27 protein-coding genes and 1 other RNA gene are annotated in these 25,171 nt (G+C 41.0%); 16 read left to right on the forward strand and 12 right to left on the reverse strand.

Going from position 1 to position 25,171, the window contains the following annotated elements; genetic code table 11:
- Positions 1-36: 36 nt before the first annotated feature.
- Positions 37-1,605 carry a GNAT family N-acetyltransferase gene (locus tag ACNKW3_RS08300; protein WP_427398819.1) on the reverse strand — a complete coding sequence of 523 codons (1,569 nt, stop codon included), beginning with the start codon at positions 1,603-1,605 and terminating at the stop codon, positions 37-39.
- A 157-nt stretch (positions 1,606-1,762) separates the two neighbouring features.
- Positions 1,763-2,114: RNase P RNA component class A (rnpB, locus tag ACNKW3_RS08305), an RNA gene on the reverse strand.
- Between the two features lie 143 nt (positions 2,115-2,257).
- Here rnpB and ACNKW3_RS08310 point away from each other — a divergent pair.
- Positions 2,258-2,950 (forward strand): transposase, encoded by a 693-nt coding sequence (locus tag ACNKW3_RS08310; protein ID WP_427398820.1) that lies wholly within the window; start codon positions 2,258-2,260, stop codon positions 2,948-2,950.
- A 41-nt stretch (positions 2,951-2,991) separates the two neighbouring features.
- Here the strand turns inward: ACNKW3_RS08310 and ACNKW3_RS08315 are convergent, their stop codons facing one another.
- Both ACNKW3_RS08315 and zapE read right to left on the reverse strand, forming a co-directional pair.
- Positions 2,992-3,714 carry a YebC/PmpR family DNA-binding transcriptional regulator gene (locus tag ACNKW3_RS08315; protein ID WP_427398821.1) on the reverse strand — a complete coding sequence of 241 codons (723 nt, stop codon included), beginning with the start codon at positions 3,712-3,714 and terminating at the stop codon, positions 2,992-2,994.
- 95 nt (positions 3,715-3,809) lie between these two features.
- Complete coding sequence (zapE, locus tag ACNKW3_RS08320) at positions 3,810-4,907, reverse strand: cell division protein ZapE (RefSeq protein WP_427398822.1); 1,098 nt, start codon at positions 4,905-4,907, stop codon at positions 3,810-3,812.
- 140 nt (positions 4,908-5,047) lie between these two features.
- Between zapE and ACNKW3_RS08325 the strand changes: the two genes are divergently transcribed.
- The 3 genes from ACNKW3_RS08325 to ACNKW3_RS08335 all read left to right on the forward strand — a co-directional run bounded on the left by ACNKW3_RS08325 (position 5,048) and on the right by ACNKW3_RS08335 (position 8,163).
- On the forward strand, positions 5,048-5,488 hold the full coding sequence (locus tag ACNKW3_RS08325; RefSeq protein WP_427398823.1) for a ZapG family protein: 441 nt from the start codon (positions 5,048-5,050) through the stop codon (positions 5,486-5,488).
- A 74-nt stretch (positions 5,489-5,562) separates the two neighbouring features.
- Positions 5,563-6,915 (forward strand): DegQ family serine endoprotease, encoded by a 1,353-nt coding sequence (locus tag ACNKW3_RS08330; protein WP_427398824.1) that lies wholly within the window; start codon positions 5,563-5,565, stop codon positions 6,913-6,915.
- 141 nt (positions 6,916-7,056) lie between these two features.
- The gene (locus ACNKW3_RS08335; protein ID WP_427398825.1) at positions 7,057-8,163 is read left to right on the forward strand and encodes a trypsin-like peptidase domain-containing protein; all 1,107 of its coding nucleotides are present in this window, start codon (positions 7,057-7,059) and stop codon (positions 8,161-8,163) included.
- Position 8,164: 1 nt separating this feature from the next.
- Here the strand turns inward: ACNKW3_RS08335 and murA are convergent, their stop codons facing one another.
- The 7 genes from murA to ACNKW3_RS08370 are packed head-to-tail and all read right to left on the reverse strand — an operon-like array spanning position 8,165 to position 12,810.
- Positions 8,165-9,427: a UDP-N-acetylglucosamine 1-carboxyvinyltransferase gene (gene murA / locus ACNKW3_RS08340; protein ID WP_427398826.1), complete on the reverse strand. Its 1,263-nt coding sequence runs from the start codon at positions 9,425-9,427 to the stop codon at positions 8,165-8,167.
- 10 nt (positions 9,428-9,437) lie between these two features.
- Positions 9,438-9,686, reverse strand: a complete 249-nt coding sequence (locus tag ACNKW3_RS08345; protein WP_427398827.1) for a BolA family protein — start codon at positions 9,684-9,686, stop codon at positions 9,438-9,440.
- Complete coding sequence (locus tag ACNKW3_RS08350) at positions 9,676-10,002, reverse strand: STAS domain-containing protein (protein WP_427398828.1); 327 nt, start codon at positions 10,000-10,002, stop codon at positions 9,676-9,678. Before ACNKW3_RS08350 ends, ACNKW3_RS08345 begins: the two co-directional genes overlap by 11 nt.
- Complete coding sequence (locus ACNKW3_RS08355) at positions 9,992-10,672, reverse strand: ABC transporter substrate-binding protein (RefSeq protein ID WP_427398829.1); 681 nt, start codon at positions 10,670-10,672, stop codon at positions 9,992-9,994. Before ACNKW3_RS08355 ends, ACNKW3_RS08350 begins: the two co-directional genes overlap by 11 nt.
- A 14-nt stretch (positions 10,673-10,686) precedes the next feature.
- A complete protein-coding gene (gene mlaD / locus ACNKW3_RS08360) occupies positions 10,687-11,211 on the reverse strand; it encodes an outer membrane lipid asymmetry maintenance protein MlaD (RefSeq protein WP_427398830.1) in 525 nt (174 codons plus the stop codon).
- A 7-nt stretch (positions 11,212-11,218) separates the two neighbouring features.
- Positions 11,219-11,995 (reverse strand): lipid asymmetry maintenance ABC transporter permease subunit MlaE, encoded by a 777-nt coding sequence (mlaE, locus tag ACNKW3_RS08365; protein ID WP_427398831.1) that lies wholly within the window; start codon positions 11,993-11,995, stop codon positions 11,219-11,221.
- 17 nt (positions 11,996-12,012) lie between these two features.
- A complete protein-coding gene (locus ACNKW3_RS08370) occupies positions 12,013-12,810 on the reverse strand; it encodes an ATP-binding cassette domain-containing protein (RefSeq protein WP_427398832.1) in 798 nt (265 codons plus the stop codon).
- 466 nt (positions 12,811-13,276) lie between these two features.
- On the opposite strand from ACNKW3_RS08370, the gene ACNKW3_RS08375 reads away from it, so the two are divergent.
- The 12 genes from ACNKW3_RS08375 to mgtE all read left to right on the forward strand — a co-directional run bounded on the left by ACNKW3_RS08375 (position 13,277) and on the right by mgtE (position 22,610).
- Positions 13,277-14,233, forward strand: coding sequence for a calcium/sodium antiporter (locus ACNKW3_RS08375; protein WP_427398833.1), 957 nt, complete (start codon positions 13,277-13,279; stop codon positions 14,231-14,233).
- A gap of 2 nt (positions 14,234-14,235) precedes the next feature.
- Complete coding sequence (locus ACNKW3_RS08380; RefSeq protein ID WP_427398834.1) at positions 14,236-15,195, forward strand: KpsF/GutQ family sugar-phosphate isomerase; 960 nt, start codon at positions 14,236-14,238, stop codon at positions 15,193-15,195.
- Positions 15,196-15,765 (forward strand): 3-deoxy-manno-octulosonate-8-phosphatase KdsC, encoded by a 570-nt coding sequence (kdsC, locus tag ACNKW3_RS08385; protein ID WP_427398835.1) that lies wholly within the window; start codon positions 15,196-15,198, stop codon positions 15,763-15,765.
- The gene (lptC, locus tag ACNKW3_RS08390; protein ID WP_427398836.1) at positions 15,762-16,322 is read left to right on the forward strand and encodes an LPS export ABC transporter periplasmic protein LptC; all 561 of its coding nucleotides are present in this window, start codon (positions 15,762-15,764) and stop codon (positions 16,320-16,322) included. The genes kdsC and lptC overlap by 4 nt, the downstream gene beginning before the upstream one ends.
- Entirely contained in the window at positions 16,276-16,887 is a 612-nt protein-coding gene (gene lptA, locus ACNKW3_RS08395; protein ID WP_427398837.1) for a lipopolysaccharide transport periplasmic protein LptA, read from the forward strand. Before lptC ends, lptA begins: the two co-directional genes overlap by 47 nt.
- A complete protein-coding gene (gene lptB, locus ACNKW3_RS08400) occupies positions 16,884-17,612 on the forward strand; it encodes an LPS export ABC transporter ATP-binding protein (protein WP_427398838.1) in 729 nt (242 codons plus the stop codon). The genes lptA and lptB overlap by 4 nt, the downstream gene beginning before the upstream one ends.
- Positions 17,613-17,680: 68 nt before the next feature.
- The gene (locus tag ACNKW3_RS08405) at positions 17,681-19,177 is read left to right on the forward strand and encodes an RNA polymerase factor sigma-54 (RefSeq protein ID WP_427398839.1); all 1,497 of its coding nucleotides are present in this window, start codon (positions 17,681-17,683) and stop codon (positions 19,175-19,177) included.
- A gap of 30 nt (positions 19,178-19,207) precedes the next feature.
- Positions 19,208-19,495, forward strand: coding sequence for a ribosome hibernation promoting factor (gene hpf / locus ACNKW3_RS08410; protein WP_427398840.1), 288 nt, complete (start codon positions 19,208-19,210; stop codon positions 19,493-19,495).
- 7 nt (positions 19,496-19,502) lie between these two features.
- Complete coding sequence (gene ptsN, locus ACNKW3_RS08415) at positions 19,503-19,946, forward strand: PTS IIA-like nitrogen regulatory protein PtsN (protein ID WP_427398841.1); 444 nt, start codon at positions 19,503-19,505, stop codon at positions 19,944-19,946.
- Between the two features lie 61 nt (positions 19,947-20,007).
- Positions 20,008-20,886 carry an RNase adapter RapZ gene (gene rapZ / locus ACNKW3_RS08420; RefSeq protein WP_427398842.1) on the forward strand — a complete coding sequence of 293 codons (879 nt, stop codon included), beginning with the start codon at positions 20,008-20,010 and terminating at the stop codon, positions 20,884-20,886.
- A gap of 9 nt (positions 20,887-20,895) precedes the next feature.
- Positions 20,896-21,168, forward strand: a complete 273-nt coding sequence (locus tag ACNKW3_RS08425) for an HPr family phosphocarrier protein (RefSeq protein ID WP_427398843.1) — start codon at positions 20,896-20,898, stop codon at positions 21,166-21,168.
- 80 nt (positions 21,169-21,248) lie between these two features.
- Positions 21,249-22,610 (forward strand): magnesium transporter, encoded by a 1,362-nt coding sequence (gene mgtE / locus ACNKW3_RS08430; RefSeq protein ID WP_427398844.1) that lies wholly within the window; start codon positions 21,249-21,251, stop codon positions 22,608-22,610.
- 23 nt (positions 22,611-22,633) lie between these two features.
- On the opposite strand, the gene arcB is transcribed toward mgtE, so the two are convergent.
- Positions 22,634-24,988 carry an aerobic respiration two-component sensor histidine kinase ArcB gene (gene arcB, locus ACNKW3_RS08435; RefSeq protein WP_427398845.1) on the reverse strand — a complete coding sequence of 785 codons (2,355 nt, stop codon included), beginning with the start codon at positions 24,986-24,988 and terminating at the stop codon, positions 22,634-22,636.
- Between the last annotated feature and the right edge of the window lie 183 nt (positions 24,989-25,171).

Here is a 25,171-nt window from a genome sequence, read left to right on the forward strand (position 1 = left end):
ACAATGGAGCCGTAGTTCATTATCCAACCAACTTAATCAAACTAACTTGGTTTCCCGCTCACCTATCCACTGCACTCTATACAAATCACGTCTTTTATCTAAATAGTTGCGCACAGACCCTTCATTCTGGAGCTTTTTCAACTTATCAAAATCTAAATCTACGATAAGTGTCATTTCAGTGTTAGGCGTGGTTTCAGACACTATGGCATCATGCGGAAATGAAAAATCAGATGGAGAAAATACTGCGCTATGACCATATTGAATATCGACGTTGTCAACTTTTGGCAAATTCCCCACACTTCCTGCAATTGCCACGTAACACTCATTTTCAATCGCTCTAGCCTGCGCACATCGGCGAACACGCAAATAGCCATTTTTAGTATCAGTCCAGAAGGGCACACAGAGTATTTGAATTTCTTCTTCTGATAGAAGACGCCCCAATTCTGGGAATTCAACGTCGTAACAAATTAGAATACCTATTTTGCCGAAGTCTGTATCAAAAGCAGTAAGTTTATCGCCCCCTTTCATAAGCCACTCTTGCTTTTCATGTGGCGTTGGGTGCAGCTTATGTTGGCTTTCAATTCGACCATCGCGGTGACAAAGATAAGCGACATTGGTCAGATCATCGTTCTCTTCGATAACCGGCATAGAGCCTGCTACTATGTTAATGTTGTAACTCACTGCCAATTTGGACATTGCGCTTAGAATTTCTTCAGTGTATTCAGCTAAATGCCAAATTGCGTCAATGGAAGATTCTGTCGGACGCAGCCCCATCAGCGGCGCGTTAAAGAACTCAGGGAAGATTGCAAGATCACATTTATAATCTGATAATGCATCTATGAAATACTCAACCTGTTGCAGCAATTCTTCTACATCATGGAAATATCGCATTTGCCATTGAATACAGCCGATTCGAGCCGTGGATTTGTCCCCTCCTAACAAATCCGGTTTTTCCGCCTCGTAATAAATATTGTGCCACTGCAACAAGGTTGCAAACCCCAAGGACGCTTTGTCTTCGGGCAAATAACCTTTTAATACCTGTTTCACTTCAAATCCATTAGCCATTTGAAATGACAACGTTGGATCGTAAATTTCTTTTTCTCTCACCTGCTGAATATATTCGTATGGCGTCATTTCATCCGCATATTTTGAATAATTGGGAATTCTTCCACCTGCCATAATAGATTTCAGATTAAGATTTCGGCAGAGTTCTTTTCTCGCCTCATAAAGCCTTCGACCCAGTCGCAAGCCTCGATAATCAGGATGTACAAAGAAATCTACACCGTATAAAACATCTCCATTTGGATCGTGAGTTGTGATGTAGGCATCTCCAGTGATTTCTTCATACGTGTGCTTATCACCAAATTTGTCGTAATCGACGATAACGGCGAAGGCAGCCGCTACAATCGTTCCCTTATCTTCAATGCAGATTTGGCCGTCGGGAAACGTATTGATTTGCGAATGATAGTTGCGCTTACTAAACGCGCCTCCGTCTTTTTCATAAACAATGTTCATTAGTTGTTTAATTTGTTGGAAATCATCAAGCGTTAAATGCCTAAGCTCGAGTAAATGTTCGCCATCTTCGTTATTTTTGTCGTATCCCACTTACAAACCTCATATATGTTTTATAGCTTTAAAAGATTACTTAACAGTAAACGTTGGAAATGCTGTTACAGTTCTAATTTATGCAATATTAACAGGTAGAATGCAATCTTGTATGAGATTAACGGATGGGGGCTTGCGATTTAAAGATAAAAGGGAAAATTGAAGTCAGCCGGTAAGCCGGGTTCTGTCGCGGACAATCATTCCTCTAGACAAATCATCGCTGATTTGTTCAAGCAACCTACCCGTTTCCAATGCGGGCCGCACCTTATGGAAACCTATTTGGTCTTGCTCCGAGTGGAGTTTACCTCGCCATCAACTGTTACCAGTGACGCGGTGCGCTCTTACCGCACCCTTTCACCCTTACCAAGCAAGCTTGGCGGTCTTCTCTCTGCTGCACTTGTCGTCGGCTCACGCCGCCCAGACGTTATCTGGCACTCTGCCCTATGGAGCCCGGACTTTCCTCCCCTTATCTAGCAAGCTATCTAAGCAGCGATTGTCTGGCTGACTTCCCTGACAGTATACCACCCAACAACAATGGAGTCGTAGTACATTTTCCAAAAATAATGGAGCCGTAGTTCATTTTCTGTATCAAAGTACATGAGATTACCTCCTTTAGTTCCAGTACGCTTAAGGCTTTAATAAGGAGAAAGTTATGCCAAGAAGACAAAGGGTTTATGTACCGGACGTCCCAACACACGTAGTGCAAAGGGGAAATAATAAACAACGCGTTTTTTTAGATAATAGCGATTGTGCCTATTACATGTCATTGTTATCGGAAGCTATAGAAAGATACGAAGTAGCGTTAAATGCCTATGTTCTAATGGGAAATCATGTGCATTTTCTCATGACGCCATCAACAAAAATTGGCATTTCAAGAGTAATGCAGCTTATGGGTAAAAAGTATGTCTACTATTTTAATCAAAAATACGAAAGAACTGGCGCGCTATGGGGAGGCCGACACTTTGCAAGTCTTATCGATTCTGAATTATATCTGTTGAACTGCTACAGATATATTGAGCTAAACCCTGTGCGGGCAAATATAGTTGGGAATCCAGCAAATTACACCTGGTCTAGCTATCACGCCAACGCTCTAGGTAAAGAGATAAAGTGCATTACGCCGCATGAAAAGTATTTAGCTTTGGGTAAAAGCCAAGAAACTAGGTTAAACAATTACAAAGCCTTGTTTACAGAGGGCTTATCATCTGAGGAAATTAAAAAGTTTACTTTGTTTACAAAACACAATTATCCCATTGGGAGTGATGATTTTATCGCTCGGATAAGTGCCAAACTTGGGATCAAGTTTGGCAAGCTTACGCCGGGGGCGCCGAAGAAGTTGAAAAAATGAACTACGGCTCCATTGTTTTTGGAGAATGAACTACGGCTCCATTATTCGGATAAAATTGCGTTGTGGTAGACGTTTTGTACGTCGTCACAATCTTCTAGCATATCCATAAATTTATCGAAGGTTGGTCTATCTTCTTCTGAGATTTCGGTTTGGGTTTGTGGCACGAAACTGATTTCTTCTACGTCGAACTCAATACCTTCAAAGGCATCTGTTAATGCGGTTTTCGCTTTGAAAAATTCAGTATGTGGAACAAATACAGTTACAGCTCCGTCTTCTACTTCGACGTCTTGCACATCTACATCGGCTTCCATAAGCGCTTCTAGTACTTCTTCATCATCATCGCCAGCAAAGCGGAAGATAGCCAAATGATCAAACATGTGAGAGGCTGAGCCAGGTGCACCTAATTTACTATCAGTTTTAGTAAAACAATTACGTACATCGGTAATTGTGCGGTTAGCATTGTCAGTTAAACAGTCGACAATAACCATACAACCACCAGGTCCAAAGCCTTCATAGCGGCTCGGGGTAAAGTCTTCACCGGCACCGCCCACTGCTTTATCAATTGCCTTATCAATAACGTGACTTGGTACCTGATCTTTTTTCGCTTTCTCTATCATACGTTTTAATGACAAATTTGCTTCAGGATCTGGTCCGCCATTCTTGGCAATCACATAAATTTCTTTTCCATATTTGGAATAAACTTTGGTTTTCTGCGCAGCCGTCTTGGCCATCGCTACCTTTCTTACTTCGAAACTTCGTCCCATCTTATTCTCTTCTTTTCTTTTTAAAGCGGTAAGGTGCTAATTCACCTTTAGTTGCGCGTATTATACAAATTAGTTTGAATACTATGAAGTGATTATCATGCTAAATGCGGTAATGCTAAATATGCGTGCGATTGCATTTCTTGAAGACGGCTTAAACAACGCTGAAATTCAAAATTCAATCGTCCCTTGCTATACAGTTTTTCCATAGGTACTTCACTGGAGATAATCAACTTTACTTTTCGTTCGTAGAACTCATCTACCATGGCAATAAATCGGCGAGCCACATCATCAATGTTTTCGCTCATCTGCTCAACATTGGCCACTAATACAGTATTAAACTCTCGACTTAGCTCAATATAATCAGTTTGACTTCTAGGACCGTCACATAACGCCCTGAACTCAAACATAATGACATTTTCCGATTTTTTTATAACCGGAATTTTACGTCCTTCTACTTCAATATGGTTTTCATCTGAGCACTTTTCAGCGGCCAACAATTCGAAATATTTGTCCAGATTCTTTTGAGCATCATCGTCTAATGGATAGTGATAAATCTCAGCCTGTTCTAAGGTTCTCAAGCGATAATCAACACCGCTGTCGACATTAATCACTCGGGTATTTTGGTTAATTAGCTCAATCGCCGGAAGAAATCTGGCTCGTTGTAATCCGTTTTTATACAAATCATCTGGTACTATGTTAGAAGTCGCCACCAACACTATGCCTTGTGCAAAAAGCTCTTGCAGCAAAGTACCTAAAATCATGGCATCGGTAATATCCGACACGAAGAATTCATCGAAACAAATTATTTTAGTTTCTGAGGCTATTTTTCTAGCGATTATTTTTAACGGATCAGATTGCTTATCAAGGGCTTTCAATTCTTGATGAATTCGGTGCATAAATCGATGGAAATGCACGCGCATTTTTTTCTTAAATGGTAAACATTCATAGAAAGTGTCTACCAAGTAAGTTTTGCCTCTACCAACGCCGCCATAGAAGTATATCCCTTGAATACTTGGACGCGTCATACCTTTTCCAAACTTTTCAGCTAATTTCACTCGCCATGTGATTTTTTTTCTTGGCTGAGTCAACTCGTCGTATAAACGCTGAAGCTCTTTAACTGCGTATTCTTGCGCTGGATCGTGTTGAAACTCGATAAGTGTCAAGTCATCTTGATACTTTTCCCACGGGGTCATTAAGTAAACCTTGTTTTCTAATTCTGGCGTTGCGAAAGATGCCAGATTATACTCACTTAACACAAAATTAAGCAATATTGGCTTGCATAGTCCCCGTTATTGTTCAATGATCTAGCCATAAAGATTTTCCGGAGTAAAAAATGGAACCCATAAGTATTGTTGTTGGTATTTTGGTTGGTTTAGCTGTGGGCGGTATCGCAGGATATAAAGTAGCAGCCGGTAAAGCAAATAACAAATCTGCACAAATTGCAGAAACTGAAACCGAAATAAAACAATTAGTTGCGCAAAAAGCACAGGTACACATTGCATCTAGCAGAGAAGCGATTGAAAGCATGCAAGTGCAGTTACAAAACATGCAAAATAAACTAAATGCATTTGAAGCCAACCTTCAAGAAAGCAACAACGCTGATTCTTCAAACGCCTTTTTCGGTGAGCACACAAGCTTATTTTTGCGTAACAGTAAAGACTTGAGTGCCGTTGAACGTTCTGCCCAAACTACAGAAGCCCAACCCTTAGATTTTTCTAATTCTGGCTCGGGTTTGTTTGTTGGCAACTCAAATGAAGAAAAATTAACAAAATAAGCACTTGGATTCTGAACTAATGACCCCTACTTTAGGTCTGTAAGGGGTAGTTAATATCAGGAGTAAGAGATTAAATGAATAAAATGCTTAAACGTATTACGATCACGTTTTCAGTGGCAGTTTCTTGTTTTGTAATTGCATCTGCACATGCAGGTATCCCGTTCTTTTCAAAAGAAGAAACCCCATCGCTCGCACCAATGCTGGAAAAAGCAACTCCCGCAGTTGTCAGCATTGCAGTTGAGGGGACACAATCTTCAAGGCAACAAGTACCAGAAATGTTTAAGTACTTCTTTGGTATGCCTGAAGAGCAGGTACGTGAACGACCGTTTAGAGGTTTAGGTTCGGGCGTTATTATTGATGCAGAAAAGGGTTATGTAGTTACTAACAATCACGTGGTTGATAATGCTGACAAAATTATCGTTAAATTAACCGATGGTCGTGAACTTGAAGCAGAAAAACTCGGTGCTGACGCGCAAAGTGATATTGCTTTATTAAAAGTTGAGCCTAAAGGGCTGGCAGAATTACCATTGGCTAATTCCGACACGATTCGTGTAGGCGATTTCGTAGTTGCTATAGGCAATCCTTTTGGTCTTAGCCAAACGGTTACTTCTGGGATTGTAAGTGCCCTTGGTCGCAGTGGTTTAAATATAGGTGGTTACGAGGATTTCATCCAAACCGATGCTGCCATCAACCGCGGTAACTCTGGTGGTGCACTAGTAAATCTAAAAGGCGAGTTAGTGGGAATTAATACTGCCATCTTCGGTCCGAACGGCGGCAACGTGGGCATAGGCTTTGCCATTCCAAGCAATATGATGAAAAACTTGGTTGATCAGATTATTGAGTTTGGTGAAGTTAGACGTGGGTTATTAGGCATTCTCGGCGGTGACCTGGACGCAGGTTTAGCGGAAGCAATGAATTCTCCAACCAATCAAGGTGCCTTTGTAAATGAAGTTACTGCTGATTCTGCGGCTGAAAAAGCAGGTATTCAGTCAGGTGATATTATTACTGCTATCGACGGTAACAGTATTAATAGCTTCTCAGAACTTCGAGGTAAGATTGGTAGTTTGGGTGCCGGCACTAAAGTTAACCTAACGCTGTTTAGAAACGGTGAAGAAATGTCGGTTGACGTAGTCTTAGGTGCAGCTGATGATCTTGTAGCAGAAGCCAAAGACATGCACCCTGCCCTAGAAGGCGCTAGCTTACAAAATTACGATCGCGAAGGCATTAGAGGTGTTTTGGTTGAAGAAGTCATTGAACGATCTCCTGCAGCCAGAACAGGGCTTCGCGAAGGCGATATCCTACTAGCAGTTAACCGTAAACGCGTTAACACCACAGTCGAGCTAGGGAAAGAAATTGAAGACAGCGAAGGTGTGATTGCACTTAGCATTCAACGCGGATCAAGCAACCTGTTTATTGTAATAAGATAGTCTTTTACACTAAAGAAATAACCCAATGCAGCAATGTGTTGGGTTATTTTTTATGTTTATTCCTTGACTTAAGTAGCTAGAACTACATATAAAATACAAATCTTGGTATACTTTTGTTTCATTCAACTAGAAATCAAACAGATGTCACTTTTCGGAAAAATATTTATAGCCATTTTAAAACCCGTTTTGCTCGGTGTGACCGTTGCGGGGGTTTTGCTATTGTTTTTTCCAGAATTTCGTCAAGGTGAAGGGTTAAGCTTCGATTGGTTAACCCGCGAGAATAAAGTACCTCCTCGCTTGTCTCACTACGAAGCATTAGCACAAAGTGCACCCGCCGTAGCGAATATTTATAGCATCAGTATCGATACTGGTACCGGCGTTTTCAGAAATCGCTCAACAGAAAGGCGTTCACTAGGTTCAGGGGTTGTTATGTCCTCTGAAGGTTACATCATTACCTGTTATCACGTTATTAAAGATGCCACTAGTATTTCTGTGCAGTTACAAGATGACAGAATTTATAGTGCTGAACTCGTTGGCTTTGATAACGTTACAGATTTAGCAGTATTAAAAATCGACGCCACCGACCTCCCTGTGATCCCACAAATGGAAAACTCCAACTTACGTATCGGTGATATTGTCATGGCAGTGGGTAATCCCTTAGGCCTAGGACAAACCATTACATCGGGTATTGTAAGTCGAACAGGTCGAACAGGATTAGCCAACTATTTTGATTTCATTCAAACAGATGCCGCATTAAACCAAGGTAATTCTGGTGGTGCATTAATCGACAGCAATGGATATTTGGTCGGCATTACAAATGCTCGTTTTAGTACAGTTGATTATTCTAGACGTCAACTACAGCCAGTCGATGGGGTAAACTTTGCGGTGCCTTATGAACTCGCTAAACGCGTAATGAATGAAATTATCGACAGTGGCACAGTCACAAGAGGTCAATTAGGCGTTGGTGGCGGTGAAAATCTTCATGGACCCGGGTTAATCGTCACATCTGTTACCAATGAGGGGCCTGCAGAAAGAGCCGGTATCAGAGAATATGATATTTTACTCTCCATTGACGGTGAGCTAGGCACTTCCTCTACGGCTTCCGAAATGCTCGATATGGTAGCTGAAACAAAGCCCGGCTCAGTGGTCACTGTGCAAGTAAATAGAAACGGCAGAATATTTGAAGTGGACGTCGTTATTGGAAAGCTTGACCTTAACCGCTCACCTCAATCTGATATCAGAGGTTAGCTTACTCCGCTAACCGTTCAATATTTGCCCCTAAATTACTCAGCTTAGTTTCAATATTTTCATAGCCTCTATCTAGATGGTAAATTCTAGACACTGTGGTTGCTCCTTCGGCTACCAAACCTGCGATAACCAAGCTAGCTGACGCACGTAAGTCGGTCGCCATGACTTGAGCGCCCTTTAACTTAGATTCGCCTGTGGTCATCGCTGAATTACCCTGAAGTTCTATTTCTGCTCCCATGCGCTGTAATTCAGGCACATGCATAAATCGATTTTCGAAAATGGTTTCAGTGACTACACCTGCACCTTCAGCTACCGTATTTAAGGTGAGGAACTGCGCTTGCATATCTGTTGGGAAGCCTGGGTGTGGCACTGTTTTTACATTAACAGCTTTTGGTGCTTGGCCTTGCATATCAAGCTCAATCCAATCATCACCCAAAGTGATTTTAGCCCCCGCCTGCTCTAGTTTACTTAACACTGCATCAAGGGTGTGAGGCGCGGCTTTTTCACAACGAATTTTTCCACGACTTACCGCCGCTGCGACTAAAAATGTGCCGGTTTCTATTCGGTCAGGCAAAATGCTGTAATCACAGCCATGTAATTTTTCAACGCCTTCGATGGTGACATTATCAGTACCAGCACCCGAAACTTTGGCGCCCATACTGTTTAAGCAGTTTGCTAAATCAACAATTTCAGGTTCTCTGGCGGCATTTTCAATAACAGTGATACCATCAGCAAGAGCAGCTGCCATCATGAGGTTTTCTGTAGCACCTACACTTACGATATCCATAAATATACGTGCGCCTTTTAAGCGGCCGTTTACAGAAGCTCTAACATAGCCTTCTTCAACATCGATAGTTGCGCCCATTTTTTCTAAACCAGAAAGGTGCAGATTGACTGGTCGAGCGCCGATAGCACATCCACCAGGTAATGACACATTCGCTCTTCCGTGTTTTGCCAATAAAGGCCCTAACACCAAAATAGACGCGCGCATAGTTTTCACAAGCTCATAGGTCGCTGTCACACTTTCAAGCTCACTGGCGTCAATGACCACAGTGCTTTGATCAATATGACTCGTTGTAGCACCTAAATCTTTGAGCAATAGAAGTGTGGTTTTAATATCTCTTAGGTTTGGGACATTACTAAAGGTACAGGCATCTTCAGCTAACAAACTTGCAATCAATAGGGGTAATGCAGCGTTTTTTGCACCAGAAATTACAACTGAGCCCGACAGAGGCGGGCTTTTTTTGATGACCAGTTTGTCCATTTTTAACCTTTTAATTAAACAGCTTTTCGCGTTGCCATTGAGACTGTGTGAATGTTTTTATAGAAATCGCGTGTATAGTGCCATCTGCAATCTTATCTGACAACGGCGCATATATCATTTGCTGTTTTTTTACTCGGGTCATGGACTCGAACCTGTCATCTATGGCGATGATTTGGTAGTGAGTGCCTTCACTTTTCACTTTTACGTCAAAAAGTTCGAGGGAGGATTTAACTAGATCTGCAACTTCTTCATTTGTCATTATTATGTTCTGCCTCTAAAAGCGTTTCGACGCCACTAAGTCTTGCAAGATCAACCAATTTACTCGGCATGTCGTGCAATAAAACGTCTATTCCATTCGCTTTTGCGTCTCGTTTGAGGTTAAGCAACCAAGCTAAACCAGCTGTATCAGCGCGATCTACTTTGGCTAGAGAGATATCTAGATGCTGAACGCCCTGCTTTTTTAAATCTCGGCCTTGAGCCATTTCGAAAAAGTTAACGTTCAGCGTCTGTTGTGTCAAGTTTTCTAGAATATGAACGGTCTTGTTAGCGCCGTCAGTTGAAATATCAATTTTCACTGTTATTTGCTTGCTCTTCACTTTGTTGAAGTTGAATCGGTTGCTCAATGCTATCACGCATAAGTGATATTGCTTCTTGAATACCGTTTTTACGAATAATCGCTTCGAATTCAGTTTGTTTGCTAGATAACAAACTAATGCCTTCGGCAATCATATCGTAAGCTTCCCACTCGTTGGTTTTTCTGTTTTTACGGACTTTAAAAGCAACTTTAATGTCTGGACGATCATCGTCTTTAATGACAGCACGTACTGTTACATCGCTTCGATCTGAAAAATCTCTACCGGGTTCAAATTCAACCGTTTGATCATCATAATAACCCATAGCTACAGCATAGCTGGTGATTAGATATTGACGAAATACACTGATAAATTCGAGCAAATCTTTTCTTTCTACTGTGTTAACGTATTTTCCAAGTACTTTATAGGCTGAAAAACGGTAATCAATAAAGGGAAGTAACTCTTCTTCCATGATCACTCTTAAACGTTCAGGATCATTCTTAATGTCCTGTTTTTCATTTTTGATTCGCTCAAAAGTAACAGAAGCTACATCTTGCACCATTTTATAGGGATCAGTTTTATCAACTTCAGCCGCGTTTGCCAGCCCAGAAACACCAACCGACAACAATAGTACAACGACCAAACTTGCCAATTGTTTATGTACTTTTATCATTAGGGTTCTCATAGCTATTCGTTTCCTTGGTTAAATAAAAACTGTCCGATTAAATCTTCCAATACTAGTGCCGACTTAGTATCCATAATTTCTTCACCTTCTGTGAGGTATGGACAATTTTCATAAGGACTAGTTTCACAAACTTTATCTTCTTCAATCATTTCCAAATCTTCTGGGAAAATAAACCCCGGCTTCAAACCAATAAACTGTTCACCCAACAAACCAGAAGTTAAGATAGATAACGAACTGGTATCAGGAAAAGTATTTGCATATTCAGTAGAAATTTCCATCTCAACCATGGGTACTAAGTCTCTTTCGTTTAAATAAATTCGACTTACACGACCGACAATAACGCCACCAACTTTCACCGATGAACGAGCTTTTAGACCACCAATGTTATCAAAGCGAGCAGTAAGTGTATAAGTTTCACCACCACCAGCCATACCTTGATTGGCAACTCTAAGCGCCAAAAGTAACGTTGCTGCTATGGCTAACGCAACAAAGATTCCGACTAATAATTCTGTTTTTCTGCTGGTCATGGCTTTCCTAACTTATTCCAAACATTAACGCTGTTAACACAAAATCTAACCCTAAAATTGTCAACGATGAGTACACTACCGTCTCAGTCGTCGCTTTACTTATTCCTTCCGATGTAGGGATACAATGGTATCCTTTATAAAGCGCTATCCAAACAACCACCAAAGCAAATACCAACGCTTTGATTACGCCGTTAACCACATCTTCATTCCATTCCACTGTAGATTGCATGATTGACCAGTAACTTCCGCTATCAACGCCTAGCCAATCGACCCCAACCAGATGGCCACCTAGTATACCTACCGCTGAAAATATCAGCGCCAGCATAGGCATACTGTAAACACCCGCCCAAAAGCGAGGTGACAATACCCGTCTAAGAGGATCTACTGCCATCATTTCTAAACTGCTTAGCTGTTCAGTGGCTTTCATCAACCCGATTTCTGCGGTAAGGGCTGAACCAGCTCTGCCTGCAAATAATAATGCAGTAACCACAGGTCCTAATTCTCTAAGCAGAGATAAAGCAACCATGGGCCCCAAACTGCCTTCTGCTCCATAACTCACCAAGATAGTGTAGCCTTGAAGCGCCATTACCATACCAATAAACAAACCTGACACTATAATAATAAGCAAGGACTGTACGCCTACCACATACATTTGGTGCACCATCAATCTGGTGTTTTTCCAGGTGGGAAAGGCAAATAATGCGCCAAACAACATCATGCTGGCGCTGCCTATAGCGGCAATGTAATCAAGTGTTCCGCGCCCTAGATTAATCAATTTTTGCATATCGAATTATTTGTTCCTTACTCACCAATTAATGCAGTACGTAAATCTTGCGCTGGATAATGAAATGGAACGGGCCCGTCCGCTTTTCCTTCCAAAAACTGTTGTACTAAATCCGAATCAGATTGGCGAATTTCATTAGGCGTACCCTCACCAATGATTTTTTTGTTCGCCAAAATATACACATAGTCAGCAATACTCAATACTTCTGTCACATCGTGCGTTACCACTATGCTGGTCAAATTAAGCGCTTTATTTAACGACTTAATCAAAGACACAAGAACCCCCATAGATATTGGGTCTTGTCCAGCAAAAGGCTCATCGTACATGATCAAATCTGGATCTAATGCGATAGCTCTTGCTAAAGCTGCTCTTCTCGCCATACCACCTGAAAGTTCACTCGGCATTAAATCATAAGCACCACGTAAACCCACAGCTTCTAACTTTAGATACACTATTGTACGTATAATATCTTCATTTAGATGAGTATGCTCGCGTAATGGAAAAGCAACATTATCAAACACCGTCATATTGGTGAAAAGAGCACCACTTTGAAACAACATGCTCATGCGCCTACGCAATTCGTAGAGTTTATGTCGGGAGACTTTATGCACATTGCTACCCTGAAAAAGCACCGAACCGCTATCTGGAGCAAGCTGACCACCAATAAGTTTTAGAAGTGTCGTCTTGCCTATTCCACTCGGCCCCATGATTGCAGTGATAGCCCCCTTTCGCACATTCAGTGAAATATCGTCATAAATCACGCGCTCTCCCCGAGAGAAGTGCATTTTATCGACGGTGACTATTGATTCTGCCATGTTGCTTGCGAAGTCCTTAAATTAATAAAAAAGGGAATCTCAAAAATCTTAACTTTTGTGCCTAGAATGAGTCTTTACTGAGAAGGAAGTTCAACATTGACTATTTTATAGACAACGTTTTGGTACCCAATGCGCTTAATCACAAAGTTTCAATATAACGCTATTTTACCTTATTTCAATGAACTAAAGTTAAAATTAATTGTTAATTTTTGTAAGAGAATGTTCGATTTTTTGAAACCATTAGGGATTTTCTAACTTGTATGTAAAAATTCGCACCCGCAATAGGGTTGAAATCAAATGAACCTAGGGATAGAAGAAATGTCAAAATTTAATCATCGTTTTTCAACTTATGCTAGTATACATACTATGTGTGCGGGTTAAAAACACCGCAAAACAATAACTAACAACGAATATTTGATTGAATTAATTTATCGAATAACCAAGCAATTCTGACACTAGAGGTCTCGTGTTACTAAACATAACTATTTTTATTATTGGATTAGCGATATTAAGCTGGAGTGCAGATCGCTTCGTTTATGGCGCCTCAGCTTTAGCAAAAAATATTGGTGTATCGCCAATGATGATAGGCTTAACTATCGTTGCTATGGGCTCATCAGCCCCAGAAATCGTAGTAAGTGCAACCTCATCCATGGTTGGAAAACCGGACACCGCAGTGGGTAACGCGTTAGGCTCCAACATTACCAATATCGCTTTGGTACTTGGTCTAACTGCGATAATTAAACCCTTGTTGGTTTCTTCAACCACACTCAAAAGAGAATTACCTGTTCTGCTACTTGTGACCTTGTTAGCCGTGTATTTCGTCGCCGACAGCCATTTAACTAGAATAGAAGGGATTGTTTTAATTACGCTTTTCGTTTTGGTCATAGCTTGCATGGGTGTCTTATCATTTAAAGTGGATAAAGGCGACCCTTTGGTAGCTGAAACGGATGCTGAAATCCCCAACAATGTACCTACATCAACCGCCGTATTTTGGGTCGTCGTAGGATTAATTTTGTTACCTACAAGTGCTAGTTTTTTAGTTGATTCAGCGGTTTATATCGCAAAATATTTTGGCATCAGTGACTTGGTTATAGGCTTAACCATTATTGCTATTGGCACGAGCTTACCAGAACTCGCAGCAAGTATTGCAGGTGTCGCTAAGGGTGAAGATGATCTTGCATTAGGCAATATTATCGGATCTAATATATTTAACATTTTGGCTGTTTTAGCTATGCCAGGTTTAATAATGCCATCTGAGTTGGATGGTTCCGCTGCCAATAGAGACTCTTTAGTCATGTTAGGGCTTACTATATTGCTATTTGTGTTTAGCTTTAAATTGCGCGGTACGAGCCAAATAAATCGAATAGAGGGAGGCGTTTTCCTTTTATTCTTCCTTGCTTATCAATATATGTTGTTTATGTAAAAATGCCATATTTAGAATCTGCTAAACGAACATTTGAAAATCAAATAGAGGCGCTTACTCACCTTTCCCAACATCTAGGAGCGCCTTTCAACCAAGCCTGTGATCTTTTACTTTCATGTGCTGGAAAAATTGTTGTCACTGGAATGGGGAAATCCGGGCATATCGCCAATAAAATTGCAGCTACGTTGGCCAGCACAGGTTCACCTGCTTTTTTTATGCACCCAGGTGAAGCTAACCATGGCGATTTTGGTATGTTGGCTGAAAATGATGTTCTTATTGCGATATCCAATAGCGGAGAAACCTCTGAACTCATAGCATTGTTACCCGCGATTAAACGCATCAAGGTGCCCATAGTCGCCATTACGAACAATCCCTCTTCAACACTGTCTAAATTTGCACAAACTACGCTGGCACTGCATGTAAAGCAAGAAGCCTGTGCGTTAGGATTAGCGCCGACTACCAGTACTACAGCAACCTTAGTTTTGGGCGATGCACTAGCTATCGCTTTGCTCGAAGCTAAAGGGTTTACGGCTGAAGACTTTGCCTTTTCTCATCCTGGTGGCGCTCTGGGTAAGCGCTTGTTATTGACAGTCGAAGATATTATGGTCGGTCCTGAAGACGTGCCCAAATCGAATCCTCAAGACCTGTTAAGTGACGCGCTGTTAGAGATATCTTCAAAAGGTTTAGGCTTAACCACAATCGTTGAAAATGACGTTATGATTGGTGTTTTCACGGACGGCGATTTAAGGCGAGCCCTGGATAAAAATATTGATATTCGAGTTGCTAACGTCAATCAAGTTATGACCGCCAAAGGCATAACAACTACCCCAGATGCACTTGCAGTGGACGCCTTAAATATTATGCAAGAGAAAAAAGTTAACGCGCTCATTGTTGTGAATGAAAATCATCAACCCGTTGGCGCACTCAACATCAATATGTTGTTGAGAGCGGGAGTAGTGTAAATGGCACAGTTTTCTAAAAACACTGTTGATACACTTTATGGCCCAGTTGATGCTGATATCTTTGCGATGTGTAAGGATATTCGACTACTTGTGCTAGATGTGGATGGAGTTCTGTCTGACGGCTTTATCTATTTGGGTAACCAAAACGAAGAATTGAAAGCCTTTAATAGCAAGGATGGTTACGGCGTAAAAGCACTTGCAAATAACGGAGTAGATATTGCTGTCATTACCGGCCGTCAGTCACAAATCGTCGAAAAAAGAATGACATCACTGCGCGCCAGATTTATTATACAAGGCGAAGAAGAAAAATATCAGGCACTACAATCATTGATGCAAACTCACGGAATTTCGCAACATGAAATAGCCAGTATAGGTGATGATGTACCAGATCTTGGTTTGTTTTCTTGTAGCGCAATTAAAGTAGCCGTAGCAGATGCTCACCCTAGTGTTAAACAGCAAGCAAACTTCGTAACCTCTCTGCCGGGCGGTAAAGGTGCTGTGAGAGAGTTTTGTGATTTAGTGTTACAATCGAAAGGGCTGCTTGATAAAATACATGGTGCTAGTATATGAACAGAATTGGCTGGAGCATAGCGTTAATATTTTCAGCTGTTATTGGTCTGTATCTAGTGATTCTTTTTGATGAAGAAGAAGCAAAAACCAAAGCGAATGAAGATTTAATCGTTGTCCCAACCTATCAAGTCGTCAATTTGAATAGTAAAATATTTGATGATAATGGTATTTTGAGTCATCAGGTAGCAGCAACCAAAATGGAGCACTACCAGCCTTTGGGATTTATGGTATTTGATAACCCGACTTACACTGTATACATGGAAACTGGTGAGCCTTGGCAAGTCACCGCTGAACAAGGTACCTTATACGAGAACAGTCGCATTCAACTAGAACGCAACGTCAAAATACTAAATCTCAATGAGCAAGAGTATGTCAAAGAAATTAATACTCAATACATTGAAATTAATTTAAATGACAAAACCTTATTATCTGACGAACCTGTTGAAATTGTTGGTGAAAATTTTAACGTTAAGAGCATTGGCATTATAGGTAATCTAGCAACTCAAAAATATGAGCTTAAACAACATGTACGCACTTTTTATTCTCCTCAAAGCTAGTGGTAAACGCTTGGTCAAATGCGTACCAGTGATCTGTCTTGGGCTTTGTCTTAGTTTTATGCTGAATGCCCAAGAGACCAGTCAAGAGCAGCAAGATAGCACTAGCTTTGATTCCATAGTGACAGATTTTCAAAAAGACATGAATATTCGCTCGGATGATCAAGAACTGGATGGTAAAGCAAAAACCTCTATTTTGATCGATAACGTGGTGATTCAACAAGGTAGTCTGGAAATCAAAGCAGACCGAGTAGAAGCCGATGCATCTAAAGGTAACGAGGTTATTACCGCCACCGGCAAACCAGCCAGCTATCGTCAAAGGCTTGAAGATGGCTCCTATGTAAGTGCGCTGGCAAATGCTATTGTATACAATGTCGCGACCAAGACCATAACTTTAACCGGCAATGCTGAGATAACCAAAGATCAATCAAAAGTAACAGCCTCTTCTATAACTTACGACATGTTAAATGATAAAATCAATGCAAGCTCTGATGGTAACAATGAAGGCAAAGTAAATACTGTTATAAGCTTTGGTGACCAAGACGAAAACGACGAAGGTGTAAATTGAGTAGTACCCTGTGTGCAAAACATTTAGCGAAATCCTATAAGTCTAGACAGGTTGTTAGAGACGTTAGTTTGGAAGTGTCCACGGGGCAGATTGTTGGTCTCTTGGGCCCTAACGGCGCAGGAAAAACCACTACCTTCTATATGATTGTCGGCCTAGTCCCGCTAGACAAAGGCGAAATTTCCATCGACCAAAATGAGCTCACTTATCAACCTATGCATGAAAGAGCCAGACATGGCATTGGTTATCTTCCCCAAGAAGCATCCATTTTTAGAAAACTTTCTGTGTTTGAAAATATCATGGCGATTTTGCAAACTAGAAAAGAGCTTAGTGCTGAGCAGCGAGAACAGAAAGCCGATGAGCTTTTAGACGATTTTAACATCAATCATATCCGAAATAATTTAGGCATGAGTTTATCCGGTGGCGAGCGCCGCAGAGTAGAAATAGCAAGAGCTTTAGCCGCAAACCCCAAGTTTATTTTATTAGATGAGCCCTTCGCAGGTGTTGATCCTATTTCTGTTAGTGATATAAAGAAAATAATTTATCAGTTGAAAGAAAGAGGGATTGGTGTCTTAATCACCGATCATAATGTAAAAGAAACCTTAGATGTGTGTGAAACTGCATACATTGTAAGCCATGGCTCTTTGATTGCTGCTGGTACAGCAGAAGAAGTATTAGCAAATCAAGAAGTTAGAGACGTTTATCTAGGAGAGCAGTTCTCTTTGTGATAAAGTGGTTAACAACTTTTTAGCGAACTTAATGAAATCGCAATTTTTAGTGGAAGTGTAAAATAGTAATGAAACCTTCGTTACAGCTTAAATTCAGTCAGCAGCTCACCATGACGCCGCAATTGCAGCAGGCAATTAAGTTATTGCAGTTATCCACTTTGGATCTTCAACAAGAAATTCAAGAAGCATTAGAATCTAACCCGCTTTTAGAACTTACCGAACACAATCCCGAGCAAGACGGCAAACAACAGCTAGATAACAATATCGACAAAAATGTTGATAACAATGGAGAAAAGCTCACTGAATCAGCTTCTGCCAGGGAAGAAACCCTTGATAGCCATGATGCCCTAGAGAAAGGTGATATTCCTGATGATTTACCCGTGGATACTTCTTGGGATGAGTATTTAGGTTCTAGTTCGGCTCCTATCAAAATGGTGGGTTCAAATCCTGACGATGATTACGTATATCAAGGTGAAACCAGCGACTCCATTCAAGACCACCTGCTTTGGCAAATTGAAATGAGTCATTTTTCAGATAACGACAAAAGTATCGCTATCGCTATCATTGATTCCATTGACGAAGCTGGCTACCTCACCGTAAGTTGTGAAGAGATTTTAGAATCGTTAGACAACGAAGAAATTGAACTTGATGAAGTTGAATGTGTATTAAAACGCATTCAACACTGTGACCCTGTAGGCTCAGGTGCCAGAAACGTACAAGAATGTTTGCTGATACAGCTAAATCAATTTCCTGTGGACACACCTTGGTTGAAAGAAGCAAGAGACTTAATTCAAGAATATTCAGACTTGCTTGGTGGTAAAGACTATCGCACCTTAATGCGAAAAACTAAATTGAAAGAGGAGCAACTGCGTGAAGTTATGAAGTTGCTTAAAACGCTAAATCCGCGACCTGGTACAGCCATTTCAACCAAAGAACCAGAATATGTCATCCCTGATGTAAATGTGTACAAAAGCAAAGGCGTGTGGATGGTTGAATTAAACAACGACGCCCTTCCTGCCCTTTCGGTCAATGACACTTACGCCAGTTTAGCGAAAACCACAAAAAACCCAACTGAGTCTCAATTTATAAAATCCCACCTGCAAGAAGCAAAGTGGTTTATAAAAAGTTTAGAATCACGAAACGAAACCTTATTAAAAGTGTCACATTGTATAGTGACAAGACAAAAAGAGTTTTTCGAAAAGGGACCTGAAAAAATGGTGCCCATGGTACTCAACGATGTAGCAGAGATGGTGGATATGCATGAATCGACAATTTCACGTGTTACCACCCAGAAATATATGCATACACCTAGAGGTATTTTCGAACTGAAATATTTCTTCTCAAGTCATGTTGCAACGGACTCTGGCGAAAACGCCTCATCTACTGCAATTAGAGCTTTGATTAAGAAATTAGTGGCTGCAGAGCCTGCGGCTAAGCCACTGAGTGATAGCAAAATTGCGCAGTTGCTCGCAGAGCAAGGAATTCAAGTTGCTCGGCGAACCATTGCAAAATACCGGGAATCGTTAAACATTCCCCCATCAAACCAACGTAAGAGTCTGATCTAAGACTTATACAACAAAAGAGGGCCTAGCATTATGCAAATTAACCTAACTGGTCATCACGTTGAAATCACTGATTCTCTTCGTAATTATGTAGATACTAAGTTTGAAAAGTTGGAACGTCATTTTGATCACATCAATAATGTTCATGTGATTTTAAATGTGGAAAAGTTGAATCAAAAAGCAGAAGCCACGTTACACTTGAACGGTGGTCAAATATTTGCTGATTCAGAGCATACCGACATGTATGCAGCCATTGACTCGCTGATAGATAAATTGGATCGACAAGTCATCAAACACAAAGAGAAACTAAAACGCCACTAAGTGTTGTATGATAATTTCAGACATAATTTCACTTGACCGCACCAAATGTGCGGTTGAGTGCCAAAGCAAAAAACGAATTTTAGAAATCATCAGCGAGATTGCGGTAAAACAAAATCCCTCACTCGATCAAGTTGATGTGCTTAATAGTTTATTAAGCCGCGAAAAAATGGGCAGCACAGGCATTGGCAACGGCATTGCAATTCCTCATGGTCGCATAAGCGGAATCGACAATGTAATGGCCATTATTGTGACCAGTGATTCAGGCATAGACTTTGATGCTATCGATAATCGCCCGGTGGATATTTTCTTCGCTATTTTAGTCCCCAAGGAACAAGCCGAAAAACACCTCGCATCTTTAGCCGCTATTGCTAGAAAATTAGGTAATAAAGATATTGTTAAAGCGATACGCAGTGCTGAAAATAAAAATCAAATAATTGCCGCATTAGCCTAACATTTCATTTCTTTGTGGTAAGCTAGGAAAAAGTTGCAACTGGCAAAGTGGACTAGCAGTAATGAAATTACTTATCATCAGTGGCCGCTCAGGGTCAGGAAAATCAATCGCGCTGCGAGCGCTCGAAGATTTGGGTTACTACTGTGTTGACAATATTCCCGTCAACCTTCTCCCAACATTAGTAAACGCCATCACCGACGAATATGACCAGGTCGCAGTGAGTATTGATGTGCGCAACCTTCCTAGAGTACAAGAAGAGGTTGGCGACGTACTTGATTACTTACCGTCTTTTTGGGAAGTCACCATAATCTTTTTAGATGCCAGTGATGACGTATTGATTAAACGTTACAGCGAGACTCGTCGTTTACATCCATTGTTTAAACTCAGTAACAGTTTGACCGAAGCTATTCAAACAGAACGAGAAATATTAGCCCCTGTTGCTGAAAGTGCAGATTTAACCATTAATACAGACCATTTGTCGGTGCATGAACTGGCTGAATTAGTCAGAGAAAGAGTACTTGGTAAAAAAACCACAGATTTAGTCATTGTATTTGAATCCTTTGGCTTTAAATATGGTTTACCCAAAGACTCAGATTATGTATTCGACGTAAGATTTCTGCCTAACCCTCATTGGGACCCCGATTTACGCCCGCTAACTGGATTAGACGGTCCTGTGGAAGTGTTTTTAGCCGGGCAACCCTTAGTGATGAAATTCATCTGGCAAGTTCAAAACTTGATCACCACTTGGCTACCACACTTAGAGCGAAATAATAGAAGTTATGTAACCATTTCTATCGGCTGTACAGGTGGTCAACATCGTTCCGTATTTGTGGCGCAATCTTTGGCTGATGCATTCAGTGCCAGTCATGGCGATGTGCAAATAAAGCACCGAGAACTAAAGCGCGTTAAGGGTGAAACTAACCCCATGAAATTGGTATAAGGATTACATATGCAGATTCGACGCAACGTCACCATTGTCAATAAACTAGGTCTGCACGCAAGAGCCGCCACTAAGTTGGTGCAACTTGCTAATCAACATCAATCACAGATCACCCTGACACAAGGCGATAATACAGCGCCTGCTGACAGTGTTCTAGCGCTCATGATGCTTGAAAGTAGTCAAGGTAAAACGGTCGAAGTTTTATGTGACGGAGATGACGCTGAAGAGGCTATGGAAGCCATAGTTTCGCTTATTCAGAATAAATTTGACGAACAAGAATAAATCTAAAGAAATCAAAGATTCACAGCACATTTTTAATAATTAATGGTATAATCTTGGAAAAATAATCAAGGGGAGATTGTATGTCTGAGACAGTAGAAGCGTTGTCAAATACGCAAGAACGACTCGACTACATATCTCAAGCCTTATCTGCTGGCGCTTTTGTTCGCGTACGCAGAGTACTCCTTGAATTACCCGCCAGTGATGTTGCTCACTTATTAGAATCTAGTCCAACCAAAACCCGTGATGACTTATGGCAATTAATTGATGCTGACTTTCATGGTGAAGTATTAGAAGAGCTTTCCGAGGATGTTCGTAACGGTATCATTTCGAAAATGATGCCTGCTAGTGTAGTGGACGCACTAGAAGACATGGACACCGATGATCTGGCAGAAACTTTAAGTACCTTGCCAGAAGACGTCTTACAATCCATTTTGGCGTCTATGGACGCTCAAGATCGTCTGCGCGCTGAGAAGGCCCTATCTTACGGCGAAGATACTGCCGGTTTCATCATGAATACCGACACCATTACGTTGCGCTCAGACGTTACCATTGACGTGGTGCTTCGCTATTTACGATTGAAATCCGAATTACCCGAAAACACAGATACACTCTATGTAGTCAGTCGACAAGACCACTTGTTAGGTACAGTGCCACTTTCTCGTTTGCTAACCACCCACCCTGACGTCACTGTCGAGGAGATAATGGATGATGAAGCTGAAGCAATCCTAGTGGATATGCCAGAGAGTGAAGTAGCCAGTATGTTCGAGCGTTACAATTGGCTTTCTGCGCCCGTTGTCGATGATGAAAATATACTCGTTGGACGTATAACCATTGATGACGTGGTCGACATTATTCGTGAAGACGCTGAACACTCCATGATGAGTATGGCCGGTCTTGATGATGAAGAAGATACCTTTGCACCAGTTGGTCAAAGTACCAAACGCCGTTCGGTATGGTTAGGCGTTAATCTACTTACCGCGTTATTGGCTGCGGCCGTGAGTGATTTGTTTGAATCTACCTTAAGCCAATTAGCCGTTTTGGCTATACTTAACACCATAGTACCAAGCATGGGCGGCGTGGCAGGAAATCAAACATTAACCTTGGTAATCCGTGGTATGGCGTTAGGCCATGTTAGCGCATCTAACTCCTTATGGTTAGTACGCAAAGAGCTTGCTATAGGCTTTTTGAACGGTTTAATTTGGGCCGTTTTAATAGCCGGAGTAATAGCCATATGGAAGCAAGATTTCGCTCTTGGTGGTGTGATTGCTTTTGCCATGATGATGAACATGTTAGCCGCAGGTTTATCTGGTGCGACCTTGCCCATCATCATGAAGAAACTAAAAATCGATCCGGCCTTAGCTGGAAGCGTCATTTTGACCACAATCACAGATGTTGTGGGGATTTTCACCTTCCTTGGTACAGCAACTTTATTCTTGGTTTAACAAGATTAAAGCTTGGTTATCTTTTAATCATCAATCTGCTGTTCGTTTAACCACTTGGATAAAACTTTTGTATCCTGCTCTATGGCCATATCGAGTTGCTCAACCCAGTCATGGACGTTTTCCCACCAAGTTGGATGGTCGCCCTGCTGTATCTGATTAGCACTTGCCTGTACACGACTAAGCCCAACTGAACCTGCAGCACCTTTAATTTTATGTGCTTGTGAGCATACTTCGTCTTTATCTTCAGCGGCTAAAGAATCTTTCAAGTGCTCCATGTACTCTGGAATTTTTTCGTTGAATACTTGCAAGCTGGTAAACACCATTGACTCGCCAATGGTATCGAGCAACATGGTCAACATTTCAGAATCAATGACTTTCGGTGAAGACTGTTTAATTTCGATTCTATCCACTACAGAATCAGGTCCATCTAATAAATCGTCTGAGGCAAACAACTCGTTGAATACTTGTATGACGCGACTTTTCTTTATAGGTTTGGCAATGACATCATCCATGCCATTTTTCAGATACTCTTCGCGGGTTTTTATTACGTTAGCCGTTAACGCAACTATAGGTGTATGTAACACCAAATCTTCTTCTAACAAGGTTCTGGCCACGTCGAAGCCTGTCATATCAGGTAATTGAATGTCGAGTAATATCAAATCAAAATCATGCTCTTTTACTTGATCAATCGCCTCCTGCCCTGTCATTGCCACACTTACATGCTGTCCTAACTTTTCAAGTAAGGCTTTGGCCACCATGACATTGAGTTCAATGTCTTCAACCAAAAGAATATTTAATCCTGATACTCTTAGTTCTTCCAAATTCATGTGAGAGGTAGATATTTTTACCGGTAGAGTAATCTCAAATACAGTACCTTTATTCAATTCACTGTTAACTTGGATACGACCACCCATTTTATCCACCATTTGCTTACAGATAGCCAATCCAATACCTGTGCCTGTGGCAGCTTGAAAATCGTCTCTTTGCACTTGGTAATACATAGCGAAAATTTTATCTAATTCGCTTTTCGCAATGCCTATTCCCGTATCCTGAATGGTAAAGGTGATGTCAGCCGTTGTATCACTCGTCATCTCTGACTTCATGGTTAAAGACACCGAACCTTTTGGGGTAAACTTCACAGCATTGTAAAGCATGTTCCATAATACTTGGCGTAAGCGAGTGCCATCAGCTTCAAAACCTACGGGCACAGGCTCAACGATTTCGTGATGGAATTTAAGATTTTTATCAACTGCCAATAACTTGATAATGCTGGCTATTTCATTGACAAAATTCTTAGTATTAACGGATTTAAGTTGAATTTCGACTTTATCTCTATCTAACTTATCAAGATCAATAATATCGTTGAAAATGTTACCCAAGGTGATGGCACTAGCATAAATGGTGCTGACCCACTCAAATTGCTCATTGCTGAGTTCTGTGTCTCTGAGCATTCGACTTAACCCAACAATGCCGTTTAAGGGAGTACGCAATTCATGGGAAATGGTGGCAATGAACTTGGTTTTATCTTGGCTAGCACGCTCGATAGCTTGTTGAGAACGCATGCGGTCGGTCATATCTCGCCCAAAAGCTAAGAGTCCTAATCGATGGCCATCGGCATCGTAAAAAGGCACTTTGCGCATTTCGTAATAGCGTTTTTTACCGTCAGCGAATCGCAACCAAAGCTCTTCTGTAATACTGGTATTTTTTTCTAATACTTCATGATCTGAAGCTACTACTTGGCTGGCTAAGTCTTCGTCATAAACCTCGTGGGGGGTTAACCCAAATAATTCCTCTTCAGTTTTACCTGTTAAGGCTTCGGCTACCTTATTACAGCCAGCAAACCGTCCCTCTTCGTTGCGGTAGTATATTAAATCAGGCGATGCGTCTATTATAGAGCGTGTGAGTGTTGAAAGGCGTCTTGCTTGTAATTCCTGATCCGATTTTTCTTTAATTTGCCTTTCTAGCTCGGTAAACATTTTTTCCCGTTCGAGCTGAGCATTTTTTCGCTGTTCAATTTCATAATTCAATTGGCGAATATTGTTTTGAAGTTCACGATTCAAAATTACATCGTGGCGGCGTAAACGTTCCAGTTGCGACACTGCTTCTTCTAAATTAATGCGCGAATGTTCTAATTGCTTAATCAATTTACTAAAGAAATAAACCAACAATGGTGCGCTTACGAGCGTTAATACAAATGCACTAATAAAGTCGGCGGTTTCAATGTCACTGCCCATCGCCGTTCTAATGATATAACTTCCAACCAATGAAAATACCAGTAGCAATAGCACAAATAGAACACTGACCTTAATGGTGCCCCATTTATCTACAAACTTTGCGAATTTGATAGCCCAGGAATTGGCTGGTTGTTTGATTAACATAACGCTTTCTACTCCAGATACAAGATCTCAAATGCTAACAAGAATTCAACTTTTAACATAGTGCTATTGAGGAAATGGAAAATTAAAAAAATCAAAGTGAATAAATATGTAGCGCATAAAGTTGTAGCGACAACTAATTTTCACAAGTAATTAACTTTGTTTCGTTTTATTTACAAAATCTTC

Source organism: Glaciecola sp. 1036 (assembly GCF_050306235.1).
Lineage (GTDB): Bacteria > Pseudomonadota > Gammaproteobacteria > Enterobacterales > Alteromonadaceae > Glaciecola.